The organism is Microtetraspora niveoalba (genome assembly GCF_001570405.1).
GTDB lineage: Bacteria > Actinomycetota > Actinomycetes > Streptosporangiales > Streptosporangiaceae > Microtetraspora > Microtetraspora niveoalba.
The window spans coordinates 235,201-259,828 of sequence record NZ_BBYM01000003.1 but is presented as its reverse complement, the minus strand read 5'-3'; the positions used below and the strand labels follow the sequence as shown (position 1 = coordinate 259,828).

Below are 24,628 nucleotides of genomic sequence, written 5' to 3'. Positions count from 1 at the left end.
TCGCGCGACCATGGCGCGCGGAGGTGACGGCTATCAACTAAAATCTGAAGGTCGCACTCGCGGCCAGAGCGTCTCGCGGCGGGACACGAGCCGGTTCCCGGGACGCGGACGGACAGCCCAACGAACCAGAGCGAGACTCCACTATGCCATTGAACAGCCGCGACGACCTGAGGAACATCGCGATCATCGCGCACGTCGACCACGGCAAGACCACGCTGGTGGACGCCATGCTGTGGCAGTCCGGGGCGTTCCGGGCCAACCAGGATGTCGACGAGCGGGTCATGGACTCCAACGACCTGGAGCGCGAGAAGGGCATCACCATTCTCGCCAAGAACACCGCGGTCAAGCACGGCGGCATGACCCTCAACATCATCGACACCCCCGGCCACGCCGACTTCGGCGGCGAGGTGGAGCGGGGCCTGTCCATGGTGGACGGCGTCGTGCTGCTCGTCGACGCCTCCGAGGGCCCGCTGCCGCAGACCCGGTTCGTGCTGCGCAAGGCGCTGTCGGCCAAGATGCCGGTCATCCTGTGCATCAACAAGGTGGACCGGCCCGACGCCCGGATCGCCGAGGTCGTCGACGAGGTCTACGAGCTCTTCATGGACCTCGACGCGACCGAGGACCAGATCGACTTCCCGATCGTCTACGCGTCCGGCAAGGCGGGCCGCGCATCCCTGAACCGTCCCCAGGACGGCGAGATGCCCGACTCCGAGAACCTGGAGCCGCTGTTCGAGACGATCACCTCGACGATCCCGGCCCCGGTGTACGACCCGACCGCCCCGCTGCAGGCGCACGTCACCAACCTGGACGCGTCCAGCTACCTCGGCCGGATCGCGCTCTGCCGGGTCCACCAGGGCACGATCAAGAAGGGCCAGCAGGTCTCCTGGTGCCGCACCGACGGCACCGTGCAGAAGGTGAAGATCTCCGAGCTGCTCATGACCGAGGCGCTGGAGCGCAAGCCCGCCGAGGAGGCGGGGCCGGGCGACATCATCGCCATCGCCGGCATCCCCGACATCATGATCGGTGAGACGCTGGCCGACCCGGACGACCCGCGCCCGCTGCCTCTGATCACGGTGGACGAGCCCGCGATCTCCATGACGATCGGCACGAACACCAGCCCGCTGGTCGGCAAGGTCAAGGGCGCCAAGGTCACCGCCCGCATGGTCAAGGACCGGCTCGACAAGGAGCTGGTCGGCAACGTGTCGCTGCGGGTGCTCCCGACCGACCGGCCCGACGCCTGGGAGGTGCAGGGCCGCGGCGAGCTCGCCCTGGCCATCCTGGTCGAGCAGATGCGCCGCGAGGGCTACGAGCTGACCGTCGGCAAGCCGCAGGTCGTCACCAAGATCGTCGACGGCAAGGTGCACGAGCCGGTCGAGCGGCTCACCGTCGACTGCCCCGAGGAGTACCTCGGCGCGGTCACGCAGCTCCTCGCCGTACGCAAGGGCCGCATGGAGCACATGACCAACCACGGCACCGGCTGGATCCGGATGGAGTTCGTGGTCCCGGCCCGCGGCCTGATCGGCTTCCGCACCGAGTTCCTGACCGAGACGCGCGGCACCGGCCTGGTCCACCACGTCTTCGACTCGTACGAGCCGTGGTTCGGCGACCTGCGCACCCGCAACAACGGCTCCCTGGTCGCCGACCGCACCGGCCCGGTCACCGCGTTCGCCATGCTGAACCTGCAGGAGCGCGGCACGCTCTTCGTCTCCCCGGGCACCGAGGTGTACGAAGGCATGATCATCGGTGAGAACTCGCGCTCCGACGACATGGACGTGAACATCACCAAGGAGAAGAAGCTCACCAACATGCGCTCCTCGACGTCGGAGGAGACCGAGAAGGTCATCCCGCCGCGCGTCCTGTCGCTGGAGCAGGCCCTGGAGTTCATCCGCGACGACGAGTGCGTGGAGATCACCCCCGAGAGCGTCCGCCTCCGCAAGGTGGTCCTCGACGGCGCCATCCGCGGCCGGGCGGCCGCGCGGGCCAAGCGCTCCAACTGACCGCGACGCCTCAGCGATCCCGGCGAGAACGCCCGTCCCGGACCATCCGGGACGGGCGTTCGTGTTCCCGGGCCCGCTTCCGCTTTCCCGCTTTCCCGCTCCCGTCGGGGTCCGGCGTGGTTTCCTGCGTAACGCAAGGTAATCGAACGGAGACCCACCGCACAGAGCAGGGAGAGCCCATGCCTGGAAGGACACATCTCGCGCTCGCCGTGATGCTCGCGCTCGGCGCGGCCGGCGTCGGATCGTCGGCCGCAGAGGCGGCCCCCGGCCACACCGCCCGGCCGCTCGACGCGACGCTGCGCGACGCGGCCGGCAAGCGGGTCGGCGTGCTGCGGATCGAGGACGAGGGACCGCAGGCGACCCGGATCACCGTGAGCGTCTGGGGCCTGCCCGCCGGATACCACGGCTTCCACGTCCATACCACCGGAAGGTGCGACGCCAGGGCGGTGGATCCGGCGACCGGGAGCCCGTTCACCACCGCGGGCACGCACCTGGACCCCGCCGGGTCCGCCCACCACGGCGACCACGCCGGCGATCTGCCCGCCCTGTACGTGGGCCGCGACGGCACGGGGCGCACCTCCTTCGTCACCGACCGGTTCCGGGTCACGCAGCTCGCCGACTCGGACGGGAGCGCGGTCGTCGTGCACGCGCTGCCGGACAACTACGGGAACATCCCCTCCCGCTACACCCACCCGGCGGACGCGACGGGGACCACGGGGGCCGACGCGACCACGCTGAAGGCCGGGGACACCGGCAACCGCATCGCCTGCGGCGTCGTGCGCTGACCCCAAGCCGCCCCCAAGCGGAGCGCAAGAGGCCCGGGCCACCATGGGCGAAGGAGAGCGCCACGGGGGCCCGGCGCCTCCACGAGAGGGGAAATCCATCATGAAGATCACCAATGTGATGCTGTGCTCCGCGCAGGCCGGCGCCTGGCTGCTCATCGGAGCGGTGGTGCTGCTCTTCGCCCGCTGAACCCGGGCGGCCCGCCCACCGCACCCGGTACGGCTCACGCGCGAGCGCGCGCGGGCCGTACCCGTTCCGGGGGACACCACGCGCGGCGCCGGACTCAGCGGCGGCGGCGCGCGGTGCCGAAGATCGACCGCGTGATCTCCTTGCCGAGCGCCGACGCCGCGGAACGCGCCAGCGACCGGAACGCGGGCGAGCGCAGCACCCCCTCCAGGGGCGACCTCTCCGCCGGCCGCCGCTCCCGCGCCTCCTCACGCCGCTCCCTCGGTGGTTCGGGCGTCTCGGCGGGCGCCGCGGGGGCGGGCGCGGGCGGGGTGAGCCGGGCGCTCAGCATCTCGTACGCCGACTCCCTGTCCACCGCTGTGCCGTACTTGGGGAGGAGGGGGGACGCGGCGACCGCCTGCCGGACCACGGCGGGGTCGGAGGGGGCCATCAGGCTCTCCGGCGCGCGCAGCCGGGTCCAGGCGACCGGCGTGGGCGCGCCCGTCTCCGACAACACGGTCACCACCGCCTCGCCGATGCCGAGCTGGGTCAGCAGCTCCTCCAGGTCGTACGACGACGTGGGAAAGGTGGACACGGTCGCCTTCAGCGCCTTGGCGTCCTGGGGGGTGAAGGCCCGCAGCGCGTGCTGCACGCGCGAGCCGAGCTGGGCGAGCACGTCGGCGGGCACGTCCTTGGGCGTCTGGGTGACGAAGAAGACGCCGACGCCCTTCGAGCGGATCAGCCGCACCGTCTGGGTGATCGACTGCAGGAACGCCTTGGACGCCTCGTCGAACAGCAGGTGCGCCTCGTCGAAGAAGAACACGAGCTTCGGCCGGTCCGGGTCGCCGATCTCGGGCAGCCCCTCGAACAGGTCCGCGAGCAGCCACATCAGGAACGTCGAGAAGAGCTTCGGCCGGTCCTGTACGGCGGGCAGTTCCAGGACCGAGATCACGCCCCTGCCGTCGGGCGTCGTGCGGAGCAGGTCGCCGACGTCGAACTCGGGCTCCCCGAAGAACGCGTCCGCCCCCTGCGCCTGGAAATTGATCAGCGAGCGCAGGATCACGCCCGCGGTCTGCGGGGACAGCCCGCCGATGCCCTTCAGCGCCTCCGGGTTGTCCGTGAGGTACTGGATGACGGCGACCAGGTCCTTGAGGTCCAGCAGGGGCAGGCCGTGCCGGTCGGCGAAGTAGAAGATCAGCCCGAGCGAGGACTCCTGGGTCTCGTTGAGCCCGAGCACCTTGGACAGCAGCGTGGGCCCGAACGCGGTCATCGTCGCCCGCAGCGGGATGCCCTCGCCGAGGCCTCCCAGCGAGAAGAACTCGGCGGCACACGCCGTTCCGGACCAGGACTGGCCGATCTCGGCCGTCCGCGCGGTCACCCGGTCGGAGGCGACGCCGGGCGAGGCGATGCCGGACAGGTCGCCCTTCATGTCGGCCAGGAACACCGGAACACCCTGGGCCGCGAGTTGCTCGGCCATCATCTGCAGCGTCTTGGTCTTGCCCGTGCCGGTGGCGCCCGCGACCAGGCCGTGCCGGTTCATCATCCCGAGCGGGATCCTGATCTTCTGTGCGGGATCGGCCCGCCCGTCCGTCACCAGGGCGCCCAGCTCCAGCGCGGGCCCCTCGAAGTCGTAGCCCTTCATCGCCTGGAGTCCCGCTTCCCCTCGGTGCGCGGTTTCCGCTCGGAGTACCGCTTCCCCGGCTTGAGATCGCCGAACAGCTCGGACACGGTCACGTAGGTGAACCCCTTCTTGTCGAACACGTCGAGCAGGCGCGGCAGCGCGTCCACGGTGGTCTTGTGGATGTCGTGCATCAGGACGATCTCCCCCGGCTTCGCCGCCGTGCTGCGCCGTACGACGAGCTTGGGCACACGGTCGCGCCAGTCGAGGGTGTCGATCGCCCAGAGGACCTGACCGAGCCCGAGCCGCCGCGCCTCCCTGGCCACCCTGCCGTCGGTCGCGCCGTACGGCGGGCGCATCCCGCGCATGCGGACGCCGGTCACCTCACGGACGAGCCGCTGGGTCCTGACGATCTCGCGCCGGAGCGCCGCGTCGCCGAGCGAGGTGAGGTCGTGGTGGTCCCACGTGTGGTTGCCGAGCTCGTGGCCCTCGGCGGCCATGCGGCGCAGCACGGGCCAATCGGTCTTGTCGATCATCTCCCCGACCAGGAAGAACGTCGCCCTGGCCCGGTGCCGGGCGAGCAGGTCGAGGACGCGGGGGGTGTAGCTCCCCGGCCCGTCGTCGAAGGTCAGCGCCACGCACCTGATCCGCGCGCAGCGGATGTCGCGGGGCCCCGCCTCCGGCCTGCTCTCCTGGTGGGGCGGCGGGGAGTGCGCGTAGCCGCCGTCCCCCGAGCCGGGCGCCGCCGCGGGAGTCCCGGCGGGAGGCTCCGCCGGAGGGGTCGACGCGACACCGCATCCGGCCACCAGTAGTAGTGCCAGACAGGCGAGGCCGACCCGCATGTGTTCCCCCCGAGCAAGGCGGGGATCAGGGATATCCCCTGGCCTTGTCCCCCCGTATGACCCTGGCCAGGTCCTCCCACCAGGGCGGCACGTTCGCTCGGAGCTCGGCATATCTACGGGCCACCCGGATGGCGCATCCGGAAGGGTCATTACCCACGTGGCGGCGTTTCACGGAGGCCTCCTGCCACCGGTAAAACCCGTCGCGGTAGCTCACCACGAGACCGATCCAGACCGGCAGGGTGACACCGTCCCCGAGCTCGTACGCGTCGGAAACGCCGAGGGCGGCGAGCTCTGCCTGCAGCTTCGCTATCGCGTCCGCGGACTCAGCCATCGCTCACACTCCGTGACCGTTGAACGGCACGGAAAGGACGGTCCAACAGTATTTGCGCGGGGACGGGAGAACTCATGGAGTAATCATGGGGCTCCAGCCCGTCACCGCGCAGGAATATTGGCCTGACCGTTGCGCCGGGCATCTCGGCCAAGACACCCGTGAGTCGCACGCTGGATGCCTTCCCGGGGACACAGGGCCGCCAAACGCCCACAAGCTTTCATCTTCATCACGCCATGACAAAGCCCCTGAACCGTACGCCCGCGATGAGGGGCGTCAGTCGACCTGCTCGCGGGGCTCGATGACGACCATCACGAAGCGGAGCGGGACGCCCCCCTCGTTGGCGTAGCGGTGCGGCCGGTCGCCGCTGAAGACCACGGCCTCGTCGGCCGCCACCGTGTGGCTCTTGCCGTACACGCTGAGGGTCAGCTCGCCCTCAAGCACGGTGAGCATCTCGCGGGTGCCGGCCGGATGGGGGTCACCGTCGTGGTGCTCGCCGGGGCCGAGCCGCCAGTCCCACAGTTCGAGGATGGCCGGGGCGTCGGCGCCGACGAGCAGCCGCGCCTCGCCGCCGCCCCCGTGGCGGAAGGTAACCACGTCGGAGGCGTGGACCACCCGGACGACGGGCGTCTCGGACACCTCGACGAGCCTGCCGACGGTGACCCCGAGAGCCTCGGCGATCCTGCTCAGCGTGTTGATGCTCGGGTTGGTCCGGCCCTGCTCGATCTGGATCAGCATGCCGCGGCTCACCCCCGACCGCGTCGCCAGCTCGTCGAGGGTCATCCCCCTGTGGGCGCGCTGCCCCCGGACGTTGGTGGCGATGGCCGCGCTGATCGTCTCAAGATCCGGCATGTGTACAGCGTAGTGAATCTGATTTGCACTTTGTTGCACCCAACAGGTTGTATTAACAGTGCAATTCAGTGAACAGTGAGGTGTGCGGTGACGGCAGTGGCGCTCGCTACGGCGTGTGCGGTGATCTTCGGTACGGCCGACTTCTTCGGCGGGCTGGCCACACGACGATCCCGCGTGCTCGCGGTCGTCGTCATCTCCCAGCTCGGCGGGCTGGCGCTGGTGTGCGCCCTCATGCCCGTACTGCCCGGCACGGCGAGCCCGGCGGCGCTGCTGTGGGGCATGGCCTCGGGCGTGGCCGGCGCGGCCGGCATCGTCCTGTTCTACCGGAGCCTGGCGTCGGGGATGATGTCCGTGGTCGCGCCGACGACGGCGACCACGTCGATGGCCGTGCCGGTGCTGTTCGGGCTGGTCCAGGGCGAGCGCCCGTCCGCCACCGCGATGACCGGGATCGCGCTCGGCCTGCTCGCCGTGCTCCTGGTGAGCCGTGAGTCCGGGGCGGGACGGTCCGCGGCGCGCCTCGGCCCGCTCGTGAGCGCGCTCGCGTCGGGGGCGGGGTTCGGCGGGTTCTTCGTGCTGCTCAAGCTGGCCCCGGCGGGCTCGGGCCTGTGGCCGCTCGCGGGGGCGCGCATCGCGTCGATCTCGCTGGTCGTGCTGCTGGCCCTCGTCTCGCGCAGGACGCTGCGACCGATCCCCGGAGCGCTCCCGGTGACGATCGCGGCCGGGGTGCTCGACATGGCCGCCAACGTCCTCTACCTGCTGGCGGCCAGGGGCGGCATGCTCAGCCTGGTGGCCGTGCTGGTGTCGCTCTATCCCGCGAGCACGCTGCTGCTCGCGCGGTACGTGCTGGACGAACGGCTCAACCGGGTGCAGATCGCGGGGGTGGGGTTCGCGCTCGGGGCGGTGGCGCTGATCGCGCTGCCGCACACGTGACGCGCGGCCTCAGGTGGGGGGTCGGGGGCGTCAGGCGGCGACGGGCACCCGGACGACGCCCTCCTCGCGGGCGTAGTCCGCGAGCATCCCGCGGAGCTGGCGGCGGCCGCGGTGCAGCCGGGACATGACCGTGCCGATCGGGGTGCCCATCCGGTCGGCGATCTCCTTGTACGCGAACCCCTCCACGTCGGCGAGGTAGACCGCGACGCGGAAGTCCTCGGGCAGGGCGCGCAGGGCGTTCATCACGGCGCTGTCGGGAAGCTGCTCGAGCGCCTCGGTCTCGGCGGACTTCAAACCGGTGGACATGTGCGACTCCGCCGCGGCGAGCTGCCAGTCCTCGATCTCCTCGGCGGCCGACAACTTGGGCGAACGCTGCTTCTTGCGGTAGTCGTTGATGAAGTTGTTCGTCAGGATCCGGTGCAGCCACGCCTTCAGGTTCGTGCCCTCACGGAACTGGTGGTAGGAGGTGTAGGCCTTGGCCACCGTCTCCTGAACCAGGTCCTCGGCGTCTGCCTGGTTACGTGTGAGACGCATGGCGGAGGCGTAAAGCTGACCGGTCACCGGGACGACGTCGCGTTCGAACCATGCCTGGCGCTGCTCATCGGTCATCGTGATCATGTCCATCCCCCTACGCGAAACTGCTCCCCCGCTACCCCTCCGGCGTGGACCCATGCGGGCGCCCGGGACCCATTGCGTCGCACGACATCGTTGCAGGGGACTCGTAAGCGAAGCGTTAAGGGTCTTGCCTGGTCAGAAGGGTCACCACGGACGAGGACCGGCACGGCGAAGTCACGTGCGGCCCGTCTAAGTCTCATTACAATAACACTCATTACTCGATCCTGTAGAAATTGTGGCAAAGCTCACTAGCTAGGGTTATGGCATGAAATACGTGGACCGGCATGACCCGGACACCCGTCGATGGGCGGCGGAGGCCATCCAGGCCGTGGAGGCCGACGCCAACCGCAGTTGCGACACCCACCTGCACGTCTTCCCGCTCCCTCCGCACTGGGGCGTGGATCTCTACCTCAAAGACGAGTCCGTCCACCCGACCGGTTCACTCAAGCACCGGCTCGCCCGCTCCCTGTTCCTGTACGGCCTGGCCAACGGCTGGATCGGCCCCACGACCACGATCATCGAGTCGTCGAGCGGCTCCACCGCGGTCAGCGAGGCGTACTTCGCCCGGCTGCTCGGCCTGCCGTTCATCGCGGTGATCCCGGCCAGCACGTCGCCGGAGAAGCGGGAGATCATCGAGTTCCACGGCGGCAAGTGCCACCTCGTGGCCGACCCCGGCGCGATCTACGCCGAGTCCCGGCGGCTGGCCGAGGAGACCGGCGGCCACTACATGGACCAGTTCACCTACGCCGAGCGGGCCACGGACTGGCGGGGCAACAACAACATCGCGGAGAGCATCTTCAACCAGATGGCCCTCGAACGGCATCCGGAGCCCGCGTGGGTCGTGGTGAGCGCCGGAACCGGCGGCACATCCGCCACCATCGGGCGATATATCCGGTATCGCCGTCACCAGACCCGGCTCTGCGTGGCCGATCCGGAGGGCTCCGCGTTCTACCCGTCCTGGGTCGAGCGCGAGGAGCTGACCGGGGCGGGCTCCCGGATCGAGGGCATCGGCCGGCCCCGGGTCGAGCCGTCGTTCATGCCCGCGGTGATCGACCGGATGACCCAGGTGCCCGACGCGTTGTCGATCGCCGCCATGCGGTGGGTCAAGGAGGTCACCCGGCTCGACGTGGGCGGCTCCACCGGGACCAACATGGCGGCGGCCGTGCAGATCATCAAGGAGATGCGGGCGGCGGGCGAGCGGGGCAGCGTGGTGACGCTGATCTGCGACGGCGGCGAGCGGTACCGGGACACCTACGGCGACGACGGCTGGCTGGCCCGGCAGGGGCTCGACATCGCCCCGCATCTCGAGGAGCTCCGCGGCTTCCTCACACCCGCGTGACCCCGCCCGAGGACGCGGCGGAAAGCGGGCCGGGCGCCGGGCGGGCTCCCACGTCCGCCCGGCCCCTGACCAGGCGAGGGGCCGCGAACCGGCCCGGCGTCCGGCACGAGAACGCCGGCCGAAGGCGAGATCGCTCCCCTCGCCCGGCCGGCGCCGTACGTCTCCGGAGGGCCTCAGGCCTGCTTGGCCGGGTCCACTCCGAAGGTCGTGGCGAGATCGTCGAGGATGACGTGCGCGCCCTGCATCCCGACCGCCGACATCCAGGTCTGGTCGGAGACGTCGTGCTTCTCGCCCTTGAGCTTGTCCCACAGCGGGTTGGTGACGAACTTCTTCTTGCTCTCCGCCACCGACGGGTCCTCGTACGAGCTCACGAAGATGTGGTCGGCGTCGAGGTCGGCGATGCGCTCCTCGCTGATCTCCACCATGATCGTGTCGGTGACGGTCGGCTGCCCCTCGGGCCGGGGGAACCCGACGTCCTTGAGCACGACGCCGGAGTAGGAGTTCTCCACGTAGAGCCGGGCCGTCGGCTCACCGGCGAACCGGACGATGGAGACGGTCGGCAGCTTCCCGCCGTTCTTCTCCTTGATCTCCTCGCCGATCTTGGCGGCACGCTCCTGGTATGCGGTGATCCGCTGCTCGGCCAGGTCCTCCTTGCCCAGGGCCTTGCCCATCAGGCGGAGGTTCTCCTTCCAGATGGCGCCGGTGGTCTCGCTGAAGACGGTCGGCGCGATGGCCGAGAGCTTGTCGTACAGGGCCTCGTGGCGGACCTTGGCCGACACGATCAGGTCCGGCTTGAGCGCGGCGATCTTCTCCAGGCTCGGGGCCTCCAGCGTGCCCACCGGCACCGCGTTCGCCGCGTTGGCCATCACCGGGTTCAGATAGTCGGGCAGTTTGTCCTCGATCGACCGGTACTGCGTGTAGCCCACGACCTCGGTGTCCAGCGTCAGGACGGCGTCCACGAAACTCTGGTCGAGCGCGACGACGCGCTTGGGCTGCGCCTTCACCTCGGTCGTGCCCATGGCGTGCTCGATCACGCGGGGGAACGTCGTCTGGGCCGCCGGCGTCGCCCCCGCGGCGGTCCCGCTCGCACCCTCCGGCTCGGTCGCGGTGGTGGACGAGCCGCACGCGGCGACCGCCATGGCCAGGACGATCCCGGCGCCCAGGGCGCGAAGCGCTTTCATCAAAATTCGGCCTTTCCTTGGTAAGGGCTGCCTAAATTAGCTAAGGCTCACCTAAGCCTGACATACTCGTCTCGGTCAAGCGACAGAGAGAGGGATCACGTACCCATGAGTGCCCTGCGCCCGCGAAGGCGGCGGGCGGGCGTGCTGGCGGCGCTCCTCGCGGCGGTGCTCGCCGGCGCCGTGCTGAGCGTCACGATCGGCGCCAAGACGGTTCCGCTCGCCGACGTGTGGCACGCCCTCTGGTCCCCGGGAGGGACGGAGAGCGACATCATCGTCCGATCGCTGCGCGTCCCCCGCACGGCAATCGGCCTGCTGGCCGGGCTCGCGCTCGGCGTCGCCGGCGCCCTCATGCAGGGGCACACCCGCAACCCGCTCGCCGACCCCGGACTGCTCGGCGTCACCCAGGGCGCCGCCTTCGCGATGGTGCTCGCCATCATCGCGTTCGACGTCTCGAACCTGTACGGATACATCTGGTTCGGCCTCGCCGGCGCCCTCGTCGCGAGCGTCGGCGTCTTCGCGATCGGCTCCGTCGGCGGCCGCGGCGGCCCGAGCCCGCTCACGCTGGCGCTCGCCGGCACCGCCGTCAGCGCCTTCCTGTACGCGTTGACCTCCGGGCTCGTCCTCCTGGACGAGCAGGCGATGGACGTCTTCCGCTTCTGGCAGGCGGGGTCGATCGCCGGGCGGGGCGCGGGCGTGGCCTGGCAGGTCCTGCCGTTCATCGCGGCGGGGCTGGTGCTCGCGATGGCGAACGCGCCGGGCCTCAACGCGCTCTCCCTCGGCGAGGACGTCGCCCGCTCCCTCGGCCGCGACGTCACCGCCACCCGCGCGCTCGGCATCGCCGCCGTGACCCTGCTCACCGCGGGTGCCGTGGCCGCGTGCGGCGCGCTCGCGTTCGTGGGCCTCATCGTCCCCCACCTGGCCCGGGCGCTCTCCGGCCCCGACCACCGGTGGCTGCTGCCGTACTCGGGGCTGCTCGGCGCGACCGCGCTGCTGCTCGCCGACGTGACCGGCCGGGTGGTCGCCCGGCCGGGCGAACTGGAGGCCGGAGTCGTGCTCGCCCTGCTCGGCGCCCCGTTCTTCGTCGCGCTGGTGCGGCGCCGGAAGCCGGTGCGGCTGTGACCGGCGTACGGCTCCCGCACGCGCGGCCGTACCGGGCGGGGAAGGTCTCCTGGGTGGTCCGGCCGCGCGGCGTCGCGGCGGGGCTGACCGGGCTCGCGCTGATCGCGGTCCTGATCGCGCTCAGCCTGCGGATCGGCGACTTCCCCCTCTCCCTGGGCGAGATCGTCGAGTCGCTGACCGGCACGGGAGGCAACCACTTCGTGGTCGTCGAGCTGCGCCTCCCCCGCGCGCTGACCGGCGTGCTGGTCGGCGCCGCGCTCGGGCTCTCCGGCGCGATCACCCAGTCGATCGCGCGCAACGCGCTGGCCAGCCCCGACATCCTCGGCGTGACCTCCGGCGCGAGCGTGACCGTGGTGGCGCTGATCGTCGCCAGCGGCACGGTGTACGGCGGGGCCAGCGGGTCCCTCGCCGGGGTCGGCGTCCCCGTCGCCGCGCTGGCCGGCGGCCTGGTCGGCGCGCTGATCGTCTACTCGCTCGCCTGGCGGCGCGGGCTGGACGGATACCGCCTCGTCCTGGTCGGCGTGGGCGTCGCCGCCGTGTTCACCAACGTCAAGTACTGGCTGATGACGACCGGCGACGTCAACGACAGCACCCGGGCGATGGTGTGGATCAGCGGCTCGCTCAACGGGCGCGGCTGGGAGCACGTCGCTCCCGTGGCGTACGCGCTGGTCGTGCTGGTGCCGCTCTGCCTGGCCGGGAGCCGCGTCCTGTCGGCGCTCAGGTTCGGCGACGAGACCGCGACCGGGCTCGGCGTGCGGCTGAACACGGCGCGGGCGCTGCTGCTGCTCGCGGCGGTGCTGCTCGCCGCGGTCGCCACCGCGGCCGCCGGGCCGATCACGTTCGTCGCGCTGGCGGCGCCGCAGATCGCGCTGCGCCTGGCCGGAGTGGCCCAGCCTCCGCTGGTCGTGTCCGCCGTCACCGGGGCCGTCCTGACGTCCGCGTCCGATCTCGTCGCGCGCGGCCTCTTCGCCCCCGTGGAGCTCCCCGTCGGCGTGGTCACCGCCGTGCTCGGCGCCCCCTATCTGATCTATCTCCTCATCCGCGCACGCCGGGAGGGCCGCTCGTGAACACTCGGCTGGAAGCCGTCGACATCCGCCTGGGCTACGGCGACCGGGTGATCGTGGACGGTCTCGACCTCGGCATCGAGAGCGGGACCATCACGACGATCATCGGGCCGAACGGCTGCGGCAAGTCCACCCTCCTGCGCGCCCTGGGGCGGCTGATCAAGCCCCTGAACGGCCACGTGCTGCTCGACGGGAAGCGGATCGACCGGATGCCGTCGCGGGAGGTGGCCCGGCTCCTCGGCGTCCTCCCGCAGGCGCCCGCCGCGCCCGAGGGGCTGACGGTCGCCGACCTGGTCGCCCGCGGACGGCATCCGCACCAGACGTGGTACCGCCAGTGGTCGTCGGGCGACGAGACCGCGGTGACCGAGGCGCTGGAGCGTACGGGCCTCCTCGACCTCGCCGACCGGCCGCTGGACGAGCTGTCCGGCGGCCAGCGGCAGCGGGCGTGGATCTCGATGGCGCTCGCCCAGGGCACGGGGCTGCTGCTGCTCGACGAGCCGACCACCTTCCTGGACCTGGCGCACCAGATCGAGGTCCTCGAACTGGTCGACCAGCTCCACGCGAAGGCCGGCAAGACGGTCGTCATGGTGCTGCACGACCTCAACCTCGCGGCGCGGTACGCCGACCGGCTCGTCGCGATGCGCGACGGCCGCGTGATCGCGGCGGGCCCGCCCGGCGACGTGCTGACCGAGGGACTCCTGGCCGAGGTCTTCGGCCTGAACGCCAAGATCATCACCGACCCGGTGGCGGGCACTCCCCTGGTGGTGCCGATCGGCACCGCGAACGGGCGGGCCGGCTGACCGCCCGCCCAGGCCGGCGGGCGGCGGCGGTGACGTCGTCGGCGAAGAGGCCGACGGTGGCGAGGCCTCGCAACATCGGTGGTTCCTTCCTCGTCCGGTGACACCATCCATGCTCCGACCTGAAGTGCTCACCTCTTGAGCACTTTGTGGGAGAGTCTGGGGTCGTGCGCGCTGACCGTCTCGTTGCCGTCCTGTTGCTGATGCAGTCCCGTGGCCGGGTCACCGCGGCCGAGCTGGCCGCCGAGCTCGAGGTGTCCATCGCCACCGCCCGCCGGGACCTCGAGGCGCTGTCGGCGGCGGGCGTCCCGGTCTATCCGCAGCCCGGACGCGGTGGCGGCTGGTCGCTCGTCGGCGGCGCCCGCACCGACCTCACCGGCCTGACGGCGACCGAGGCGCAGGCGCTCTTCCTGCTCGTGGGCCCGGTCGCGGCCGTGTCGGCGGAGGCCAGGGCGGCGCTCCGCAAGCTCGTACGCGCCCTCCCCCGGACGTTCCGGGCCGACGCCGAGGCCGCCGCCGACGCGACGGTGGTCGACCCCACCGGCTGGGGCGAGCGGGAGCGCCCTCGCCCGGCGACGGTGGATCTGCTGCAGACCGCCGTGATCCGCCGCCGCAAGGTCCGCCTGACCTACGCCGGCCGCGCCCGGGAACGGACCGAACGGCTGGTCGACCCGTGGGGCCTGATCGACAAGGACGACGTCTGGTACCTCCTCGCCGGCACCGACCAAGGACGGCGGACCTTCCGCGTCGACCGGATCGTCCGGGCCGAACCGACCGACGAGCCCGCCGAACGCCCCGACGACTTCGCCCTCGCCACCGCCTGGCAGGAGGTCGTCGCGGAGATCGAGCGGCGGCGCTCCCGCACCTGGGCGACCGTGCTGGTCGAGGAGCGGTTCGTGCCGATCCTGCGGGACCAGTTCGGACGGCACTGCCACATCGACGGCGAACCCGACGGCGGACGGGCCAGGGTCCGCCTCGCCGCCCCGACCCCTCTGGACATCGCCCGCCACCTCGCCGGCTGGGGCACGATGATCGAGGTCGTCGAGCCGCGCTCCGTCCAGGACGAACTCGCCCGCATCGGCGCCGAACTCGTCGGCCGCTACGCCGGCGGACGCTGACGCGGAGGGCGGTTCTCACGCGACCGGCGTTGGGCTGACCGGCGTTGGGCTGACCGGCGTTGGGCTGACCGGCGTTGGGCTGACCGGCGTTGGGCTAACCGGTGGTGGGCTGACCGGTGGTGGGTTGATCGGTGCTGGACTGACCGGCGTTGAGCGGATCGGGGTCGAGGGCCAGCGCCTGCCGGACGTCCTCGTCCTCCGGGGCGAGCTCGGCCGCCCGCCGGAGGTCCTCCCGCGCCTCCTCGTCGCGGCCGAGCGCCCGGAGCGCCACCGCCCGGTTGAACCGGATGGCCGGATCGTCCCCGCATTCGAGCGCCCGGGTCAGATCCGCCACGGCCTCCTCGGGCGCACCCGTCTCGAACGCCAGCATGCCCCGGCTGGCCCACAGCGCGGCCAGCGCCGGATCGTGGCCCAGCCCCGCGTCGAACGCCTTCCGCGCCTCCGCGTGCCTGCCCTCGGCCGCCTCCACCTGCCCCAGCACACACAGCAGGTACGCGTTGCGCGGGTCGAGGGCGAGGCCCTGGAGCGCGTCCGCCCGTGCCCTGCCGTACTCACCGAACTCGACGAACAGCCCGGCCCGGTTGGCGTAGGCGTCCGCGAACTCCGGGTCGAGGTCGAGGGCGTAGTCCAGGTCGGCCAACGCGCCCGTGTGGTCCCCCGCCTCGAACCTGACCTCCGCCCGGTTGTAGTACGCCTCGGGGAACGGCGGCCCCACCCGCATGGCCGTCTCGTAGTCGGCGACGGCATCCTCCGGACGGCCGAGCCGGTGCAGCAGGTTGCCCCGCGTGATGTAGTAGTCGGGATATCCCGGATCGGCGGCGATGGCCGCGTCCAGGTCGGCGAGCGCGCCCTTCGGGTCACCGAGCATCGCGGTCAGCTGCGCGCGGTTCGCCCGCAGCACCAGCCGGTGGATGGGGTGCTCTCCGGGGTCGAGATCGCGCTCGGCGAGCTCGATCGCCTGCTCCACCAGCCGCAGCGCCGTGTCCGGCCGCCCCGCGCGCATCTCCACCAGCGCCTTGCCGTTCAGGTCGAAGCTCAGGTGGAAGGCGCGCTCCCTTCGGTCGGGCAGCAGCGAGGTGAGCGCGACCGCCTCGTTGATCCACGACAGCGCCTCACCCACGTCGCGCGCGGCGTGGTCGTGGTGCCGCATCAGCAGCATCGCGGTCGCGTACGCGGCGGTGGCGCGGTTCTTGGGATCGGTGCTCTCCCGCCGGGCCCGGTCGAGGATCGCCCGGGCCTCGTCCTCGCGTTCGATCGCGGCGAGCGCGCCCGCCGTGCGGTGGACGAGCGACCACCAGCCGTCGTGGTCGGCCTTCGGGTCGGCGTCGCGCAGGGCCCGCACCCCGTGCCGCGCCGCCGCGTGGTGGAAGCCCTCGGTGAAGTACCGCTCCACGAGGTCCCCGCCGTGCTCCTCGCCCACCCCGCCGCCGTTCGGGCCACTTCGGGGAGCGTGCTCCTCGCCGGGCCCATTCTTGACGCTTCGCGGGCTGGGCTCCTCACCGCCCCCGCCGCCGTTCGGGTACGAGACGCCCGGCGTCTCGCCGGCGGTGCCGTACACGCCGGTCGCGGGAGCGACGGGGTACGCGTGCCGTTTGAGCGCGGCGGCGAGAACGGCGTCCGGGGTCTCGGCGCAGACGACCACGGTGAGCAGTTCGGGGTCGATCCTGCGGAGCAGGACCGCGAGGAACTCCTGGTCCGTCTCGTCGGCGAGGTCGGCCCCCTCGACGACGACCGCGCCTGGCCCCACCTCCTTGAGGTGGTCGTGGAGGAACTCCACGAGCCCGTTCGCGAGCCGGAGCGTACGGCGCGGCGCGGGGACGAGGATCCGCTCCGCCTTGGGCAGGTGCGCCGCGAGCGACCCCCGCACTGCCGGGACCACGTCCCTCAGCCGGGGAGCCGCCGCACGGATCTCGATGTCATGGGCGTCGACGAGGTCCTTTCGCGCCCGGGGCACCACCGCGTGGAGCAGTGCGCTCGCGACCGTGTACGGGGCCGCCCGGTCGGGGTGCGTTCCGCCATCCGCCTGATCGACCGCCGGGCCGGCCACGACGACCGGGGGCACCATGAGCGGGGGAATGTCACCTTCCCCGTTCCAGCGCTGACCCCGGACCCACAGATGACGCACGCACGCTCCCCTCGTCGCCCCGGAATGGCGAGACCATGCCGTACGGCGGCCGGTCTCGCCGGTCGCTCACGCGTGGTGCTTGGCGCTGGCCTGGCCGGAAAGCTGGACCGTGCCGGGCTTGTGAACAACGACCTTCTTCATCAGGACTTCTCCGATCGGGTCTCAGAAACGACCCGCTCATGTCAGCACGGACCACGTCAGGTCTCAAGACCCTGGCCGGTAATGGTCATTTCCCGATAAATCATGACAACACCGGGATTTGAGTGTTCTGTCGATCCGGCTCGGACGGCCCGAGGAACGTTCCAACTCAACGGGCCGGAGCCGGGCGTGGGACGGCGAGAAACGGACGGGGACCGGGCCGCATCGGCCCGGTCCCCGTCCATCCTGGCGAAGACTCAGTCGCCCAGCAGGGCGTCCACGAACACCTCGGGGTCGAAGGGGGCCAGGTCGTCGGGCCCCTCTCCCAAACCGACCAGCTTGACCGGGACGCCCAGCTCACGCTGGACCGAGATGACGATGCCGCCCTTGGCGGTGCCGTCGAGCTTGGTCAGGGCGATGCCGGTGATGTTCACCGCCTCGGCGAACACCTGGGCCTGGCGCATGCCGTTCTGCCCGGTCGTGGCGTCGAGGACGAGCAGCACCTCGTCCACCACGGCCTTCTTCTCGATCACGCGCTTGACCTTGCCCAGCTCGTCCATGAGGCCGGTCTTGGTGTGCAGCCGTCCGGCGGTGTCGATGATGACCGTGTCGGCGCTGTCCTCGATGCCCTTGGCCACCGCGTCGAACGCGACGGACGCCGGGTCGCCGCCCTCCGGACCGCGTACGACCGTGGCGCCCACGCGGTCACCCCAGGTCTGCAACTGGTCGGTCGCGGCGGCGCGGAACGTGTCGGCCGCACCGAGGACGACCGTGTTGCCGTCGCCCACGAGGGCGCGGGCGAGCTTTCCGGTCGTGGTCGTCTTGCCGGTGCCGTTCACGCCGACGACGAGGAGCACGGCGGGGCGACCGGCCTGCGACTTGGTGCGCAGGGTGCGGTCGAGATCGGGCGAGATCTGCTTGAGCAGCTCCTCCTTGAGCAGGCTGCGGACCTCTTCCGGACTGCGCGTGCCGAGGACCTTCACCCTGGTGCGCAGCTCCTCCACCATGGCCCGGGTCGGCGCGACCCCGACGTCGGCGGTGATCAGCGTCTCCTCGATCTCGTCCCAGACGTCGTCGTCGAGACGGTCGCGGGAGAGCAGTTCGAGGAGGCCCCTGCCCAGCACGTTCTGCGAGCGGGCAAGGCGGGTGCGCAGCCGCACCATGCGACCGGCGGACGGCGGCGGGACCTCGATCTCGGGCGCCTTGAGCAACTCCTCCTCAGGAGGAGGCAGGGTGGTGATGGTGCCACCCTCCCGGTCGACCGGCCCCTCCTGCGGAGGGACCTTCAGGTCCGGGATCTGCGGCTCCGGCGGCGCCTCCACCGGAGGGAGGTCCTTGGCTCTGGGCCGGAACAGGAACAGGCCGCCCACCGCCAGCACGGCGATGACGACGACCATCACGATGATGCCGAGGTAACCTTCCACGCGCTCAAGTTTTCCAGACGCCCCCAGATGCTCCAGCACAGCGAGGGGCGCGGCGGCCAACTAACCACCGAGCGCCATCGATCAATACGGCGGCCGGCCATCACGCGAGGGGCTCGGCGGTGTCTGGACTGAGGAACGCCCGCAGCGACGAAGGAGCGAGGAGCGTGACGAAGGCAATCCCGAGAACACGAGCGAGCGGGAAGCGAGGAACGTGAGGGGCGCGGCGGTGAAGTAACCGACGAGCGAGCGGGGAGCGAGGGACGAGCGACTCCGAGCGAGGAGGGCACGAGCCGACTTCGGTCGCCCCGAACCGCCGAGCGAAGCGAGGCAATCAAACGCAGTCCCGAGCGACGAGGGAAGACAGCGCCTGAGGGCGCCCCGAGCCCGCCGAGCGAAGCGAGGCAATCAAACACAGCGCCATAACTACAGAGCTTCGCGGAGGCGCTGGCTGACGACCTGGGTGACGCCGTCGCCGCGCATGGAGACTCCGTACAGCGCGTCGGCGATCTCCATGGTCCGCTTCTGATGGGTGATGACGATGAGCTGGGAGTTCTGCCGCAGTTCCTCGAAGAGGGTCAGCAGCCGCTGGGTGTTGGTGTCGTCCAGGGCGGCCTCGACCTCGTCCATCACGTAGAACGGCGAGGGGCGGGCCTTGAAGATGGCGACCAGGAAGGCGACCGCCGTCAACGACCGTTCGCCGCCGGACAGCAGTGAGAGGCGCTTCACTTTCTTGCCGGGCGGCCGGGCCTCGACCTCGACGCCGGTGGCCAGCATGTCCTCGGGGTCGGTGAGCAGCAGCCGGCCCTCGCCGCCGGGGAAGACCCGCCCGAAGATCTCGGAGAACTCGCGGGCCACGTCCTCGTACGCCGCGGAGAACACCTGCTCGACCCGGTCGTCGACCTCCTTGACGACGAGCAGGAGGTCGCGGCGGGTCTTCTTGAGGTCTTCGAGCTGGGATGTCAGGAACGCGTGGCGCTCCTCAAGGGCGGCGAACTCCTCCAGTGCGAGCGGGTTGACCTTGCCGAGCTGGGCCATCTGGCGCTCCGCCGCCTTGGCCCGCTTCTCCTGCTCCTCGCGGACGAAGGGGATCGGCGGTTCGCCCGGCACCGGGACCGCGGGGCCGTACTCGGCGACCAGGGCCTCCGGCTCGACGCCGTACTCGTCGAAGGCCCGCTGCACCAGTTGTTCGAGCCGCAGCCGCTGCTCGGTGCGCGCCATCTCGCTGCCGTGGACCCGGTTGACGAGCCGGTCCAGCTCGCCGCCGAGCTCGCGGACGTGGAGCCGTACCGTCTTGAGTTCCGTCTCGATCTCGCCGCGGGCCCGCTCGGCCTCGTCGCGGGCGGCCGACGCCTGGTCGACGGAGCCCGCCAGGGTCGTGAGGGCGGCCTGGGCGGCCCGTGCGACGGCGGCGGCGACCTGAGCCTGCCTGCGCCGTCGTTCGCGCTGTGCGGCCGCCCTGGCCCGGTCCTCGCGCTCGCGCTGGGCGGCGCGCAGCAGTCCCTCGGCGCGCCCGGCGATGCCTCTCACCCGCTCCTCGGCGGTGCGTACGGCGAGCCGCGCCTCCATCTCCGACTGCCTGCTCACGGCGCAGGCGGCGGCCAGCTCGTCGCGGGTGTCGGTGGTGGGTTCGGCCTCGAGCTCCTGGGCGTACTCGGCCTCGGCCAGCCGCTCCTCCATCTCGGCCGCGTCCGCCGCGGCCGACTCCCTGGCCTCCTCGGCGTCCTGTACGGCTTTCGCCAGCCGGGCGCCCTCGTCGTGGGCGGCCTTGACCGCGGCCTCCAGCCGGGCGAGCTGCTTGGCCGCGTCCGCCGCTCTGCGATCGGCGTCCCGCTGTTTGGCCCTGACCCGGTCGAGCACGCCCTGCGCCGCGTTGAGGCCGCTCTGGGCCGTGTTGACGGCGTTCTGGGCGGCGCTGACGCCGGCCTGGGCCTCGTTCACCCGCGCCTGGGCGGCGTCCAGCGCGAGCTGCGCCTCGGCCTCGGCGGCGAGGGCCTGGTCGAGGAGGTCGGCGTTCTCCTCCTCGGCCGCGCGGGCGGCCTCCAGGTCGGTGGTGGCCGCGTCGAGCGCCGCCCGCATCTGCAGGGCGGAGCCGCCGTCACCGGAGCCGCCCCTCGCCTCGTACGCGCCGAGCAGGTCGCCCGACCGGGTGACGGCCCGGACGCCGGGGTGACTCTCCACGACCTTGCGCGCGGCGGCGAGGTCGTCGACGACGAGGACGCCCGACAGGACGGCGTCCACGGCGGCGCGCAGCTCCCCGGGCGCGGTGACGAGGTCGGCCGCCCACACCGCGCCGTCGATGGGCACGGGAGGTCGTCTCCCACCGCGATCGTGCTCCGTCGACGCGACCAGCAGTGCGGCCCGGCCGCCGTCACCGTCGCGCAGGTGTTCGAGCGCCTCGACGGCGGCGCCCAGCGAGGCCACGGCGACCGCGTCCGCCGCGAGCACCGCCGCGACGGCCGCCTCGGCCCCGGGACGTACCGCGAGCATGGTCGCGATCGGGCCGAGCACGCCGGGGACGCCGGATCCGACCAGCGCGGCGGCGCCGTCCGCCCCTTGGGCGAGGCTCATCTCCAGCGCCTCGCGGCGGGCCTCCAGGGCGGCGACGGCGCGCTGGGACTCCTGGTCGGCGGAGCGGGCTGCGGTGACCGCGGACGCGGCGGCGGCGAGCGCCGACCTCGGGGCGGCGACGGCCGCCCTGGCCCGGTCGACCGCGTCCTTGGCCTCGTCCATGACGGCTCCGGCCGACTCCACGGCGGCGCGGGCGAGCTCCACGCCCTCCTCGGCGCCGTCCAGCTCGGCGGTCAGGGCCGGGTCGGCGGCGGGCTCGTCGAGCTCGTGGGCGTCGCAGTCGGCCTGGGCGCGCTCCGCCCGCAGGCGCGCCTCCTCAAGGGCGCGGGAGAGCCGGCCGATCTCGTCCCCCGCCGCCCTGGCCCGGCTCCTGGCCGACTCGACCTGGCCGCGCAGCCGGGCCAGGCTCTCCCGCCGGTCGGCGGCGGCCCGGGCCGCGACGGCGAGCCTGCGCTCCTCCAGGCTCAGCGCCTCCTCGGCCTCGGCGCGGATCTCCACCGCGGCCGACAGCCGTTCGCGCGCCTCGTCGAGCTCCTCGGACAGGACGCGTTCCCGCTCGCGGACCTCCGCGGCCTCCCGTTCGAACTCCTCGGGGTCGCGGCCGCGCCGCTCGATCGACGCCGCGTCGGCGGCGTGCCGTTCGCGTTCGACGGCGAGGCCCTCGACGCCGCGCAGCCGCTCCCGGAGGGCGGAGAGCCGGTAGAACGTCTCCTGCGCGGCGGTGAGCCGCGGCTGGGCCTCGGCCGCCGCGGCCTCCAGCTCGGCCTCGCGCCGCTGGTCGCGCCCGAGGTCGGCCTCGACCTGGGCCCGCCGCGCCTGTACGGCCGCCTCGTCGGCCGCCTCGCGTTCGAGGGTCTCGCGCAGGGTGACGACGTCGTCGGCGAGCAGCCGGAGACGGGCGTCGCGGAGGTCGGCCTGGATGACCGCGGCCTTGCGCGCGATCTCCGCCTGGCGGCCCAGCGGCTTGAGCTGGCGGCGCAGCTCGGTCGCGAGGTCCTGTACGCGGTTGAGATTGGCCTGCATCGCGTCGAGCTTCCGCAGCGCCTTCTCCTTGCGCTTGCGGTGTTTGAGCACGCCCGCGGCCTCTTCGATGAACGCCCTGCGGTCCTCGGGGCCGGCGTGCAGCACCTGGTCGAGCTGGCCCTGGCCCACGATGACGTGCATCTCACGGCCGATGCCGGAGTCGGAGAGGAGCTCCTGGATGTCGAGGAGGCGGCAGGTGTCGCCGTTGATGGCGTACTCGCTCTGCCCGGAGCGGAACATGAGGCGGCTGATCGTCACCTCGGTGTAGTCGATCGGCAGCGCCCCGTCGGAGTTGTCGATCGTGAGCGTGACCTCGGCCCGTCCGAGGGGCGGCCGGCTGGAGGTGCCGGCGAAGATGACGTCCTCCATCTTGCCGCCGCGCAGCGACTTGGCGCTGTGCTCGCCCATCACCCAGGCGAGCGCGTCGACGACGTTGGACTTGCCGGAGCCGTTGGGGCCGACCACGCAGGTGATGCCGGGCTCGAAGCGCAGGGTGGTCGCGGAGGCGAAGGACTTGAAGCCGCGCAGGGTCAAGGTCTTCAGGTACAACGACCGGCCCCCTCCCTGCCCAGCTTTGCCGGAAGACTACCGGTCCTGTGAGGGGGGAGGCAGCGGATATCACCCGAACCGGTGCGCAGGCCCGCAGGCCGGACCCGATATGGAATGCCTGTGACGACAACTTTGTGTGTCGCCGAGATTATCGAACCGGGACCGGGAAGACGTACCAGAACAAAAGCGCTTGAATCGGCCACGAATATGGATTGAGGTGCACAAATGACAAGGGACGCCTTTGGCAGGCGTCCCTGACGGTGATTCCTCCGGCCTCAGGTGAGGGCCGGCTCGCGATCCTGCAGCCGGACCAGGGCCTCATCCCGAGACTGCGCCGCCAGCGCGTCGTTCTGTGCCTGGAGCCGGGTGAGTTCTGCCTCCAGGTCCCGGATGCGCTGCTGGAGGCGGCGCATTTCGGAGACCATCCGAGGGTCAGGACCGCCGACGTGGCCGAGTAGAGCCTTCGCCATAGTAAAGGGTCCTCCACGCTGAGTGACCAGACTGGTTCGCGCACTTCATGCCGCGGGAGGGGTGCGCGTGGTTCCTCTCAAGAGTCGCACCGGTATTGGAGGCGGTCAAGTTGAACGCTTCACACAGACGCACCGATGGGCACTCCCGGCATGTAAATATACCGCATTTGTCGGGTCTGAAGGAAGGGCTATCGCTCGACAAAACCCACCAAACCGCCCTTTGCGTCACTCCAACGCTGCGTAACGACATCCACTCGACCGGGCGTGTCACCACTTCTGAGCAGCCCGAGAAGCGACTCGCATGATTCCCGTGGCCCTTCGGCCACGATCTCAACCCTGCCGTCCGAAAGGTTCGCCGCCCAGCCGACCAGCCCGAGCTCCAGCGCCCTGGCCCGGGTCCACCAGCGGAACCCCACGCCCTGCACCCGTCCGCGCACCCACGCCGTCAACCGGATCATGGCTCTCAGTATCCCGGAGGCCGCCGGGACGCCGGCTCAGGGGCGGGCGTCCCGGGGCCGCGGCTGGCACCGGGGGCAGCTGTAGGAGGACCTGTTCATGAACGCCTCCCGCCTGATCGGCGTGCCGCAGCGGCGGCACGGCTCGTCCCGCCTGCCGTACACGGCGAGCGACCGGTCGAAGTAGCCGCTCTCGCCGTTGACGTTCACGTACAGGCTGTCGAAGGACGTGCCGCCCTCGTCGAGCGCCTCGGTCATCACGGCGCGGGCCGCGTCGACCAGCTCGGCGATCTTCTTCGTCGACAGCGACTCGGTGGGCCGGGCCCAGTGCAGCCGCGCCCGCCACAGCGCCTCGTCGGCGTAGATGTTGCCCACCCCGCTGATCAGCGACTGGTCGAGCAGCGCCCGCTTGATCCCGGTACGCCGGCGGCGCAGCCGTTCGGCGAACTCCGCGTCGTCGAACGCGTCCTCGAACGGGTCGGGCGCGATGTGCGCCACCGGCTCGGGCACCGGCCGGTACGGCCCCGCCGACGAGCCCGCCGTCGACGCCCCATGCCGCCGAGGCCGTACGGGCACGGTCAGCGGCGCGACGAGGACGTGGCCGAACGTGCGCTGGTCCACGAAACGCAGGTCGGGCCCGCCGTCGGCGAAACCGATCCGGACCCGCAGGTGCTTCTCCAGCGGGGCGTCCGGCTCGATCACCAGGAGCTGGCCGCTCATGCCGAGATGGGCGAGCAGGGCCTCCCCCGGCTCGGCCTCCCCGGGCTCGCGCTCCCCCTCGTCCGGGCCTCCGGCCGCGACCGGCCCGGCGGAACGCCGGCCCGCGTCCCCCGGCTCACGCCGGTCTCCGCTGGACGTCCCGTTCGTGCCCTCCGGATAGCGCTCACCCTCGGGCCGGCCCTCGTCGCCGAGGGGAAGCCACAGGTATTTGCCCCGCCGCTCGGCGGAGCGGATCACCCGCCCCTTGAGCTGGTCGGACAGCTCGCCCGCGTTCCTGCGGACCGCACGCGGATGGAGCACCTCGGCCGACGCGATCGTCCGGCCGGAAACCCAGCTTTCGAGGCCGCGCCGGACGACCTCGACCTCGGGCAGCTCAGGCATCCCGCCCCCTCACTCGCTTCCGCCGAA

21 protein-coding genes are annotated in these 24,628 nt (G+C 71.7%); 9 read left to right on the top strand and 12 right to left on the bottom strand.

What is annotated here, in order from left to right; genetic code table 11:
• The first annotated feature begins 143 nt into the window (after positions 1-143).
• From typA to AWQ70_RS38525, 3 genes are all read left to right on the top strand, one after another.
• On the top strand, positions 144-1,997 hold the full coding sequence (typA, locus tag AWQ70_RS02595; protein WP_067169577.1) for a translational GTPase TypA: 1,854 nt from the start codon (positions 144-146) through the stop codon (positions 1,995-1,997).
• A 179-nt stretch (positions 1,998-2,176) separates the two neighbouring features.
• Complete coding sequence (locus tag AWQ70_RS02590) at positions 2,177-2,782, top strand: superoxide dismutase family protein (protein ID WP_084516443.1); 606 nt, start codon at positions 2,177-2,179, stop codon at positions 2,780-2,782.
• Positions 2,783-2,825: 43 nt separating this feature from the next.
• On the top strand, positions 2,826-2,969 hold the full coding sequence (locus AWQ70_RS38525; protein ID WP_157529852.1) for a hypothetical protein: 144 nt from the start codon (positions 2,826-2,828) through the stop codon (positions 2,967-2,969).
• Between the two features lie 94 nt (positions 2,970-3,063).
• On the opposite strand, the gene AWQ70_RS02585 is transcribed toward AWQ70_RS38525, so the two are convergent.
• The 4 genes from AWQ70_RS02585 to AWQ70_RS02570 all read right to left on the bottom strand — a co-directional run bounded on the left by AWQ70_RS02585 (position 3,064) and on the right by AWQ70_RS02570 (position 6,585).
• On the bottom strand, positions 3,064-4,587 hold the full coding sequence (locus AWQ70_RS02585; RefSeq protein ID WP_067169572.1) for a helicase HerA-like domain-containing protein: 1,524 nt from the start codon (positions 4,585-4,587) through the stop codon (positions 3,064-3,066).
• Entirely contained in the window at positions 4,584-5,405 is an 822-nt protein-coding gene (locus AWQ70_RS02580) for a polysaccharide deacetylase family protein (protein WP_067169569.1), read from the bottom strand. Before AWQ70_RS02580 ends, AWQ70_RS02585 begins: the two co-directional genes overlap by 4 nt.
• 25 nt (positions 5,406-5,430) lie before the next feature.
• Positions 5,431-5,736 (bottom strand): hypothetical protein, encoded by a 306-nt coding sequence (locus AWQ70_RS02575; protein ID WP_067169566.1) that lies wholly within the window; start codon positions 5,734-5,736, stop codon positions 5,431-5,433.
• Positions 5,737-6,009: 273 nt separating this feature from the next.
• Entirely contained in the window at positions 6,010-6,585 is a 576-nt protein-coding gene (locus AWQ70_RS02570) for a helix-turn-helix domain-containing protein (RefSeq protein ID WP_067169563.1), read from the bottom strand.
• A gap of 87 nt (positions 6,586-6,672) precedes the next feature.
• On the opposite strand from AWQ70_RS02570, the gene AWQ70_RS02565 reads away from it, so the two are divergent.
• Complete coding sequence (locus tag AWQ70_RS02565; protein WP_067169560.1) at positions 6,673-7,515, top strand: DMT family transporter; 843 nt, start codon at positions 6,673-6,675, stop codon at positions 7,513-7,515.
• 30 nt (positions 7,516-7,545) lie between these two features.
• Here the strand turns inward: AWQ70_RS02565 and AWQ70_RS02560 are convergent, their stop codons facing one another.
• The gene (locus AWQ70_RS02560) at positions 7,546-8,133 is read right to left on the bottom strand and encodes a sigma-70 family RNA polymerase sigma factor (RefSeq protein WP_157529851.1); all 588 of its coding nucleotides are present in this window, start codon (positions 8,131-8,133) and stop codon (positions 7,546-7,548) included.
• Positions 8,134-8,395: 262 nt separating this feature from the next.
• On the opposite strand from AWQ70_RS02560, the gene AWQ70_RS02555 reads away from it, so the two are divergent.
• Positions 8,396-9,469: a PLP-dependent cysteine synthase family protein gene (locus tag AWQ70_RS02555; RefSeq protein ID WP_067169554.1), complete on the top strand. Its 1,074-nt coding sequence runs from the start codon at positions 8,396-8,398 to the stop codon at positions 9,467-9,469.
• Positions 9,470-9,642: 173 nt separating this feature from the next.
• Here the strand turns inward: AWQ70_RS02555 and AWQ70_RS02550 are convergent, their stop codons facing one another.
• Positions 9,643-10,650: an ABC transporter substrate-binding protein gene (locus tag AWQ70_RS02550; RefSeq protein ID WP_067169551.1), complete on the bottom strand. Its 1,008-nt coding sequence runs from the start codon at positions 10,648-10,650 to the stop codon at positions 9,643-9,645.
• A 105-nt stretch (positions 10,651-10,755) separates the two neighbouring features.
• Between AWQ70_RS02550 and AWQ70_RS02545 the strand changes: the two genes are divergently transcribed.
• From AWQ70_RS02545 to AWQ70_RS02530, 4 genes are all read left to right on the top strand, one after another.
• Positions 10,756-11,769, top strand: a complete 1,014-nt coding sequence (locus AWQ70_RS02545) for a FecCD family ABC transporter permease (RefSeq protein ID WP_067169549.1) — start codon at positions 10,756-10,758, stop codon at positions 11,767-11,769.
• Positions 11,766-12,836, top strand: coding sequence for a FecCD family ABC transporter permease (locus tag AWQ70_RS02540; RefSeq protein WP_067169546.1), 1,071 nt, complete (start codon positions 11,766-11,768; stop codon positions 12,834-12,836). The genes AWQ70_RS02545 and AWQ70_RS02540 overlap by 4 nt, the downstream gene beginning before the upstream one ends.
• Positions 12,833-13,633 (top strand): ABC transporter ATP-binding protein, encoded by an 801-nt coding sequence (locus AWQ70_RS02535; protein WP_067169543.1) that lies wholly within the window; start codon positions 12,833-12,835, stop codon positions 13,631-13,633. Before AWQ70_RS02540 ends, AWQ70_RS02535 begins: the two co-directional genes overlap by 4 nt.
• 164 nt (positions 13,634-13,797) lie before the next feature.
• The gene (locus AWQ70_RS02530; protein ID WP_067169539.1) at positions 13,798-14,748 is read left to right on the top strand and encodes a helix-turn-helix transcriptional regulator; all 951 of its coding nucleotides are present in this window, start codon (positions 13,798-13,800) and stop codon (positions 14,746-14,748) included.
• 94 nt (positions 14,749-14,842) lie between these two features.
• Here the strand turns inward: AWQ70_RS02530 and AWQ70_RS41890 are convergent, their stop codons facing one another.
• The 6 genes from AWQ70_RS41890 to mutM all read right to left on the bottom strand — a co-directional run bounded on the left by AWQ70_RS41890 (position 14,843) and on the right by mutM (position 24,601).
• Entirely contained in the window at positions 14,843-16,873 is a 2,031-nt protein-coding gene (locus tag AWQ70_RS41890) for a tetratricopeptide repeat protein (protein WP_281196821.1), read from the bottom strand.
• 395 nt (positions 16,874-17,268) lie between these two features.
• Positions 17,269-18,435, bottom strand: a complete 1,167-nt coding sequence (gene ftsY, locus AWQ70_RS02520; RefSeq protein ID WP_373282297.1) for a signal recognition particle-docking protein FtsY — start codon at positions 18,433-18,435, stop codon at positions 17,269-17,271.
• A gap of 423 nt (positions 18,436-18,858) precedes the next feature.
• Positions 18,859-22,575, bottom strand: coding sequence for a chromosome segregation protein SMC (gene smc, locus AWQ70_RS02515; RefSeq protein ID WP_067169532.1), 3,717 nt, complete (start codon positions 22,573-22,575; stop codon positions 18,859-18,861).
• Between the two features lie 275 nt (positions 22,576-22,850).
• Complete coding sequence (locus AWQ70_RS02510; RefSeq protein WP_061255024.1) at positions 22,851-23,045, bottom strand: hypothetical protein; 195 nt, start codon at positions 23,043-23,045, stop codon at positions 22,851-22,853.
• Positions 23,046-23,233: 188 nt separating this feature from the next.
• On the bottom strand, positions 23,234-23,503 hold the full coding sequence (locus AWQ70_RS02505; RefSeq protein WP_067169530.1) for an acylphosphatase: 270 nt from the start codon (positions 23,501-23,503) through the stop codon (positions 23,234-23,236).
• A gap of 36 nt (positions 23,504-23,539) precedes the next feature.
• Positions 23,540-24,601, bottom strand: a complete 1,062-nt coding sequence (gene mutM / locus AWQ70_RS02500; RefSeq protein ID WP_084516442.1) for a bifunctional DNA-formamidopyrimidine glycosylase/DNA-(apurinic or apyrimidinic site) lyase — start codon at positions 24,599-24,601, stop codon at positions 23,540-23,542.
• Positions 24,602-24,628: the final 27 nt, after the last annotated feature.

Coding starts and splice junctions, on each gene's coding strand:
- typA (WP_067169577.1), top strand. CDS start 144: ATGCCATTGAACAGCCGCGACGACCTGAGGAACATCGCGATCATCGCG.
- AWQ70_RS02590 (WP_084516443.1), top strand. CDS start 2,177: ATGCCTGGAAGGACACATCTCGCGCTCGCCGTGATGCTCGCGCTCGGC.
- AWQ70_RS38525 (WP_157529852.1), top strand. CDS start 2,826: ATGGGCGAAGGAGAGCGCCACGGGGGCCCGGCGCCTCCACGAGAGGGG.
- AWQ70_RS02585 (WP_067169572.1), bottom strand. CDS start 4,587: ATGAAGGGCTACGACTTCGAGGGGCCCGCGCTGGAGCTGGGCGCCCTG.
- AWQ70_RS02580 (WP_067169569.1), bottom strand. CDS start 5,405: ATGCGGGTCGGCCTCGCCTGTCTGGCACTACTACTGGTGGCCGGATGC.
- AWQ70_RS02575 (WP_067169566.1), bottom strand. CDS start 5,736: ATGGCTGAGTCCGCGGACGCGATAGCGAAGCTGCAGGCAGAGCTCGCC.
- AWQ70_RS02570 (WP_067169563.1), bottom strand. CDS start 6,585: ATGCCGGATCTTGAGACGATCAGCGCGGCCATCGCCACCAACGTCCGG.
- AWQ70_RS02560 (WP_157529851.1), bottom strand. CDS start 8,133: ATGATCACGATGACCGATGAGCAGCGCCAGGCATGGTTCGAACGCGAC.
- AWQ70_RS02555 (WP_067169554.1), top strand. CDS start 8,396: ATGAAATACGTGGACCGGCATGACCCGGACACCCGTCGATGGGCGGCG.
- AWQ70_RS02550 (WP_067169551.1), bottom strand. CDS start 10,650: ATGAAAGCGCTTCGCGCCCTGGGCGCCGGGATCGTCCTGGCCATGGCG.
- AWQ70_RS02545 (WP_067169549.1), top strand. CDS start 10,756: ATGAGTGCCCTGCGCCCGCGAAGGCGGCGGGCGGGCGTGCTGGCGGCG.
- AWQ70_RS02510 (WP_061255024.1), bottom strand. CDS start 23,045: ATGGCGAAGGCTCTACTCGGCCACGTCGGCGGTCCTGACCCTCGGATG.
- AWQ70_RS02505 (WP_067169530.1), bottom strand. CDS start 23,503: ATGATCCGGTTGACGGCGTGGGTGCGCGGACGGGTGCAGGGCGTGGGG.
- mutM (WP_084516442.1), bottom strand. CDS start 24,601: ATGCCTGAGCTGCCCGAGGTCGAGGTCGTCCGGCGCGGCCTCGAAAGC.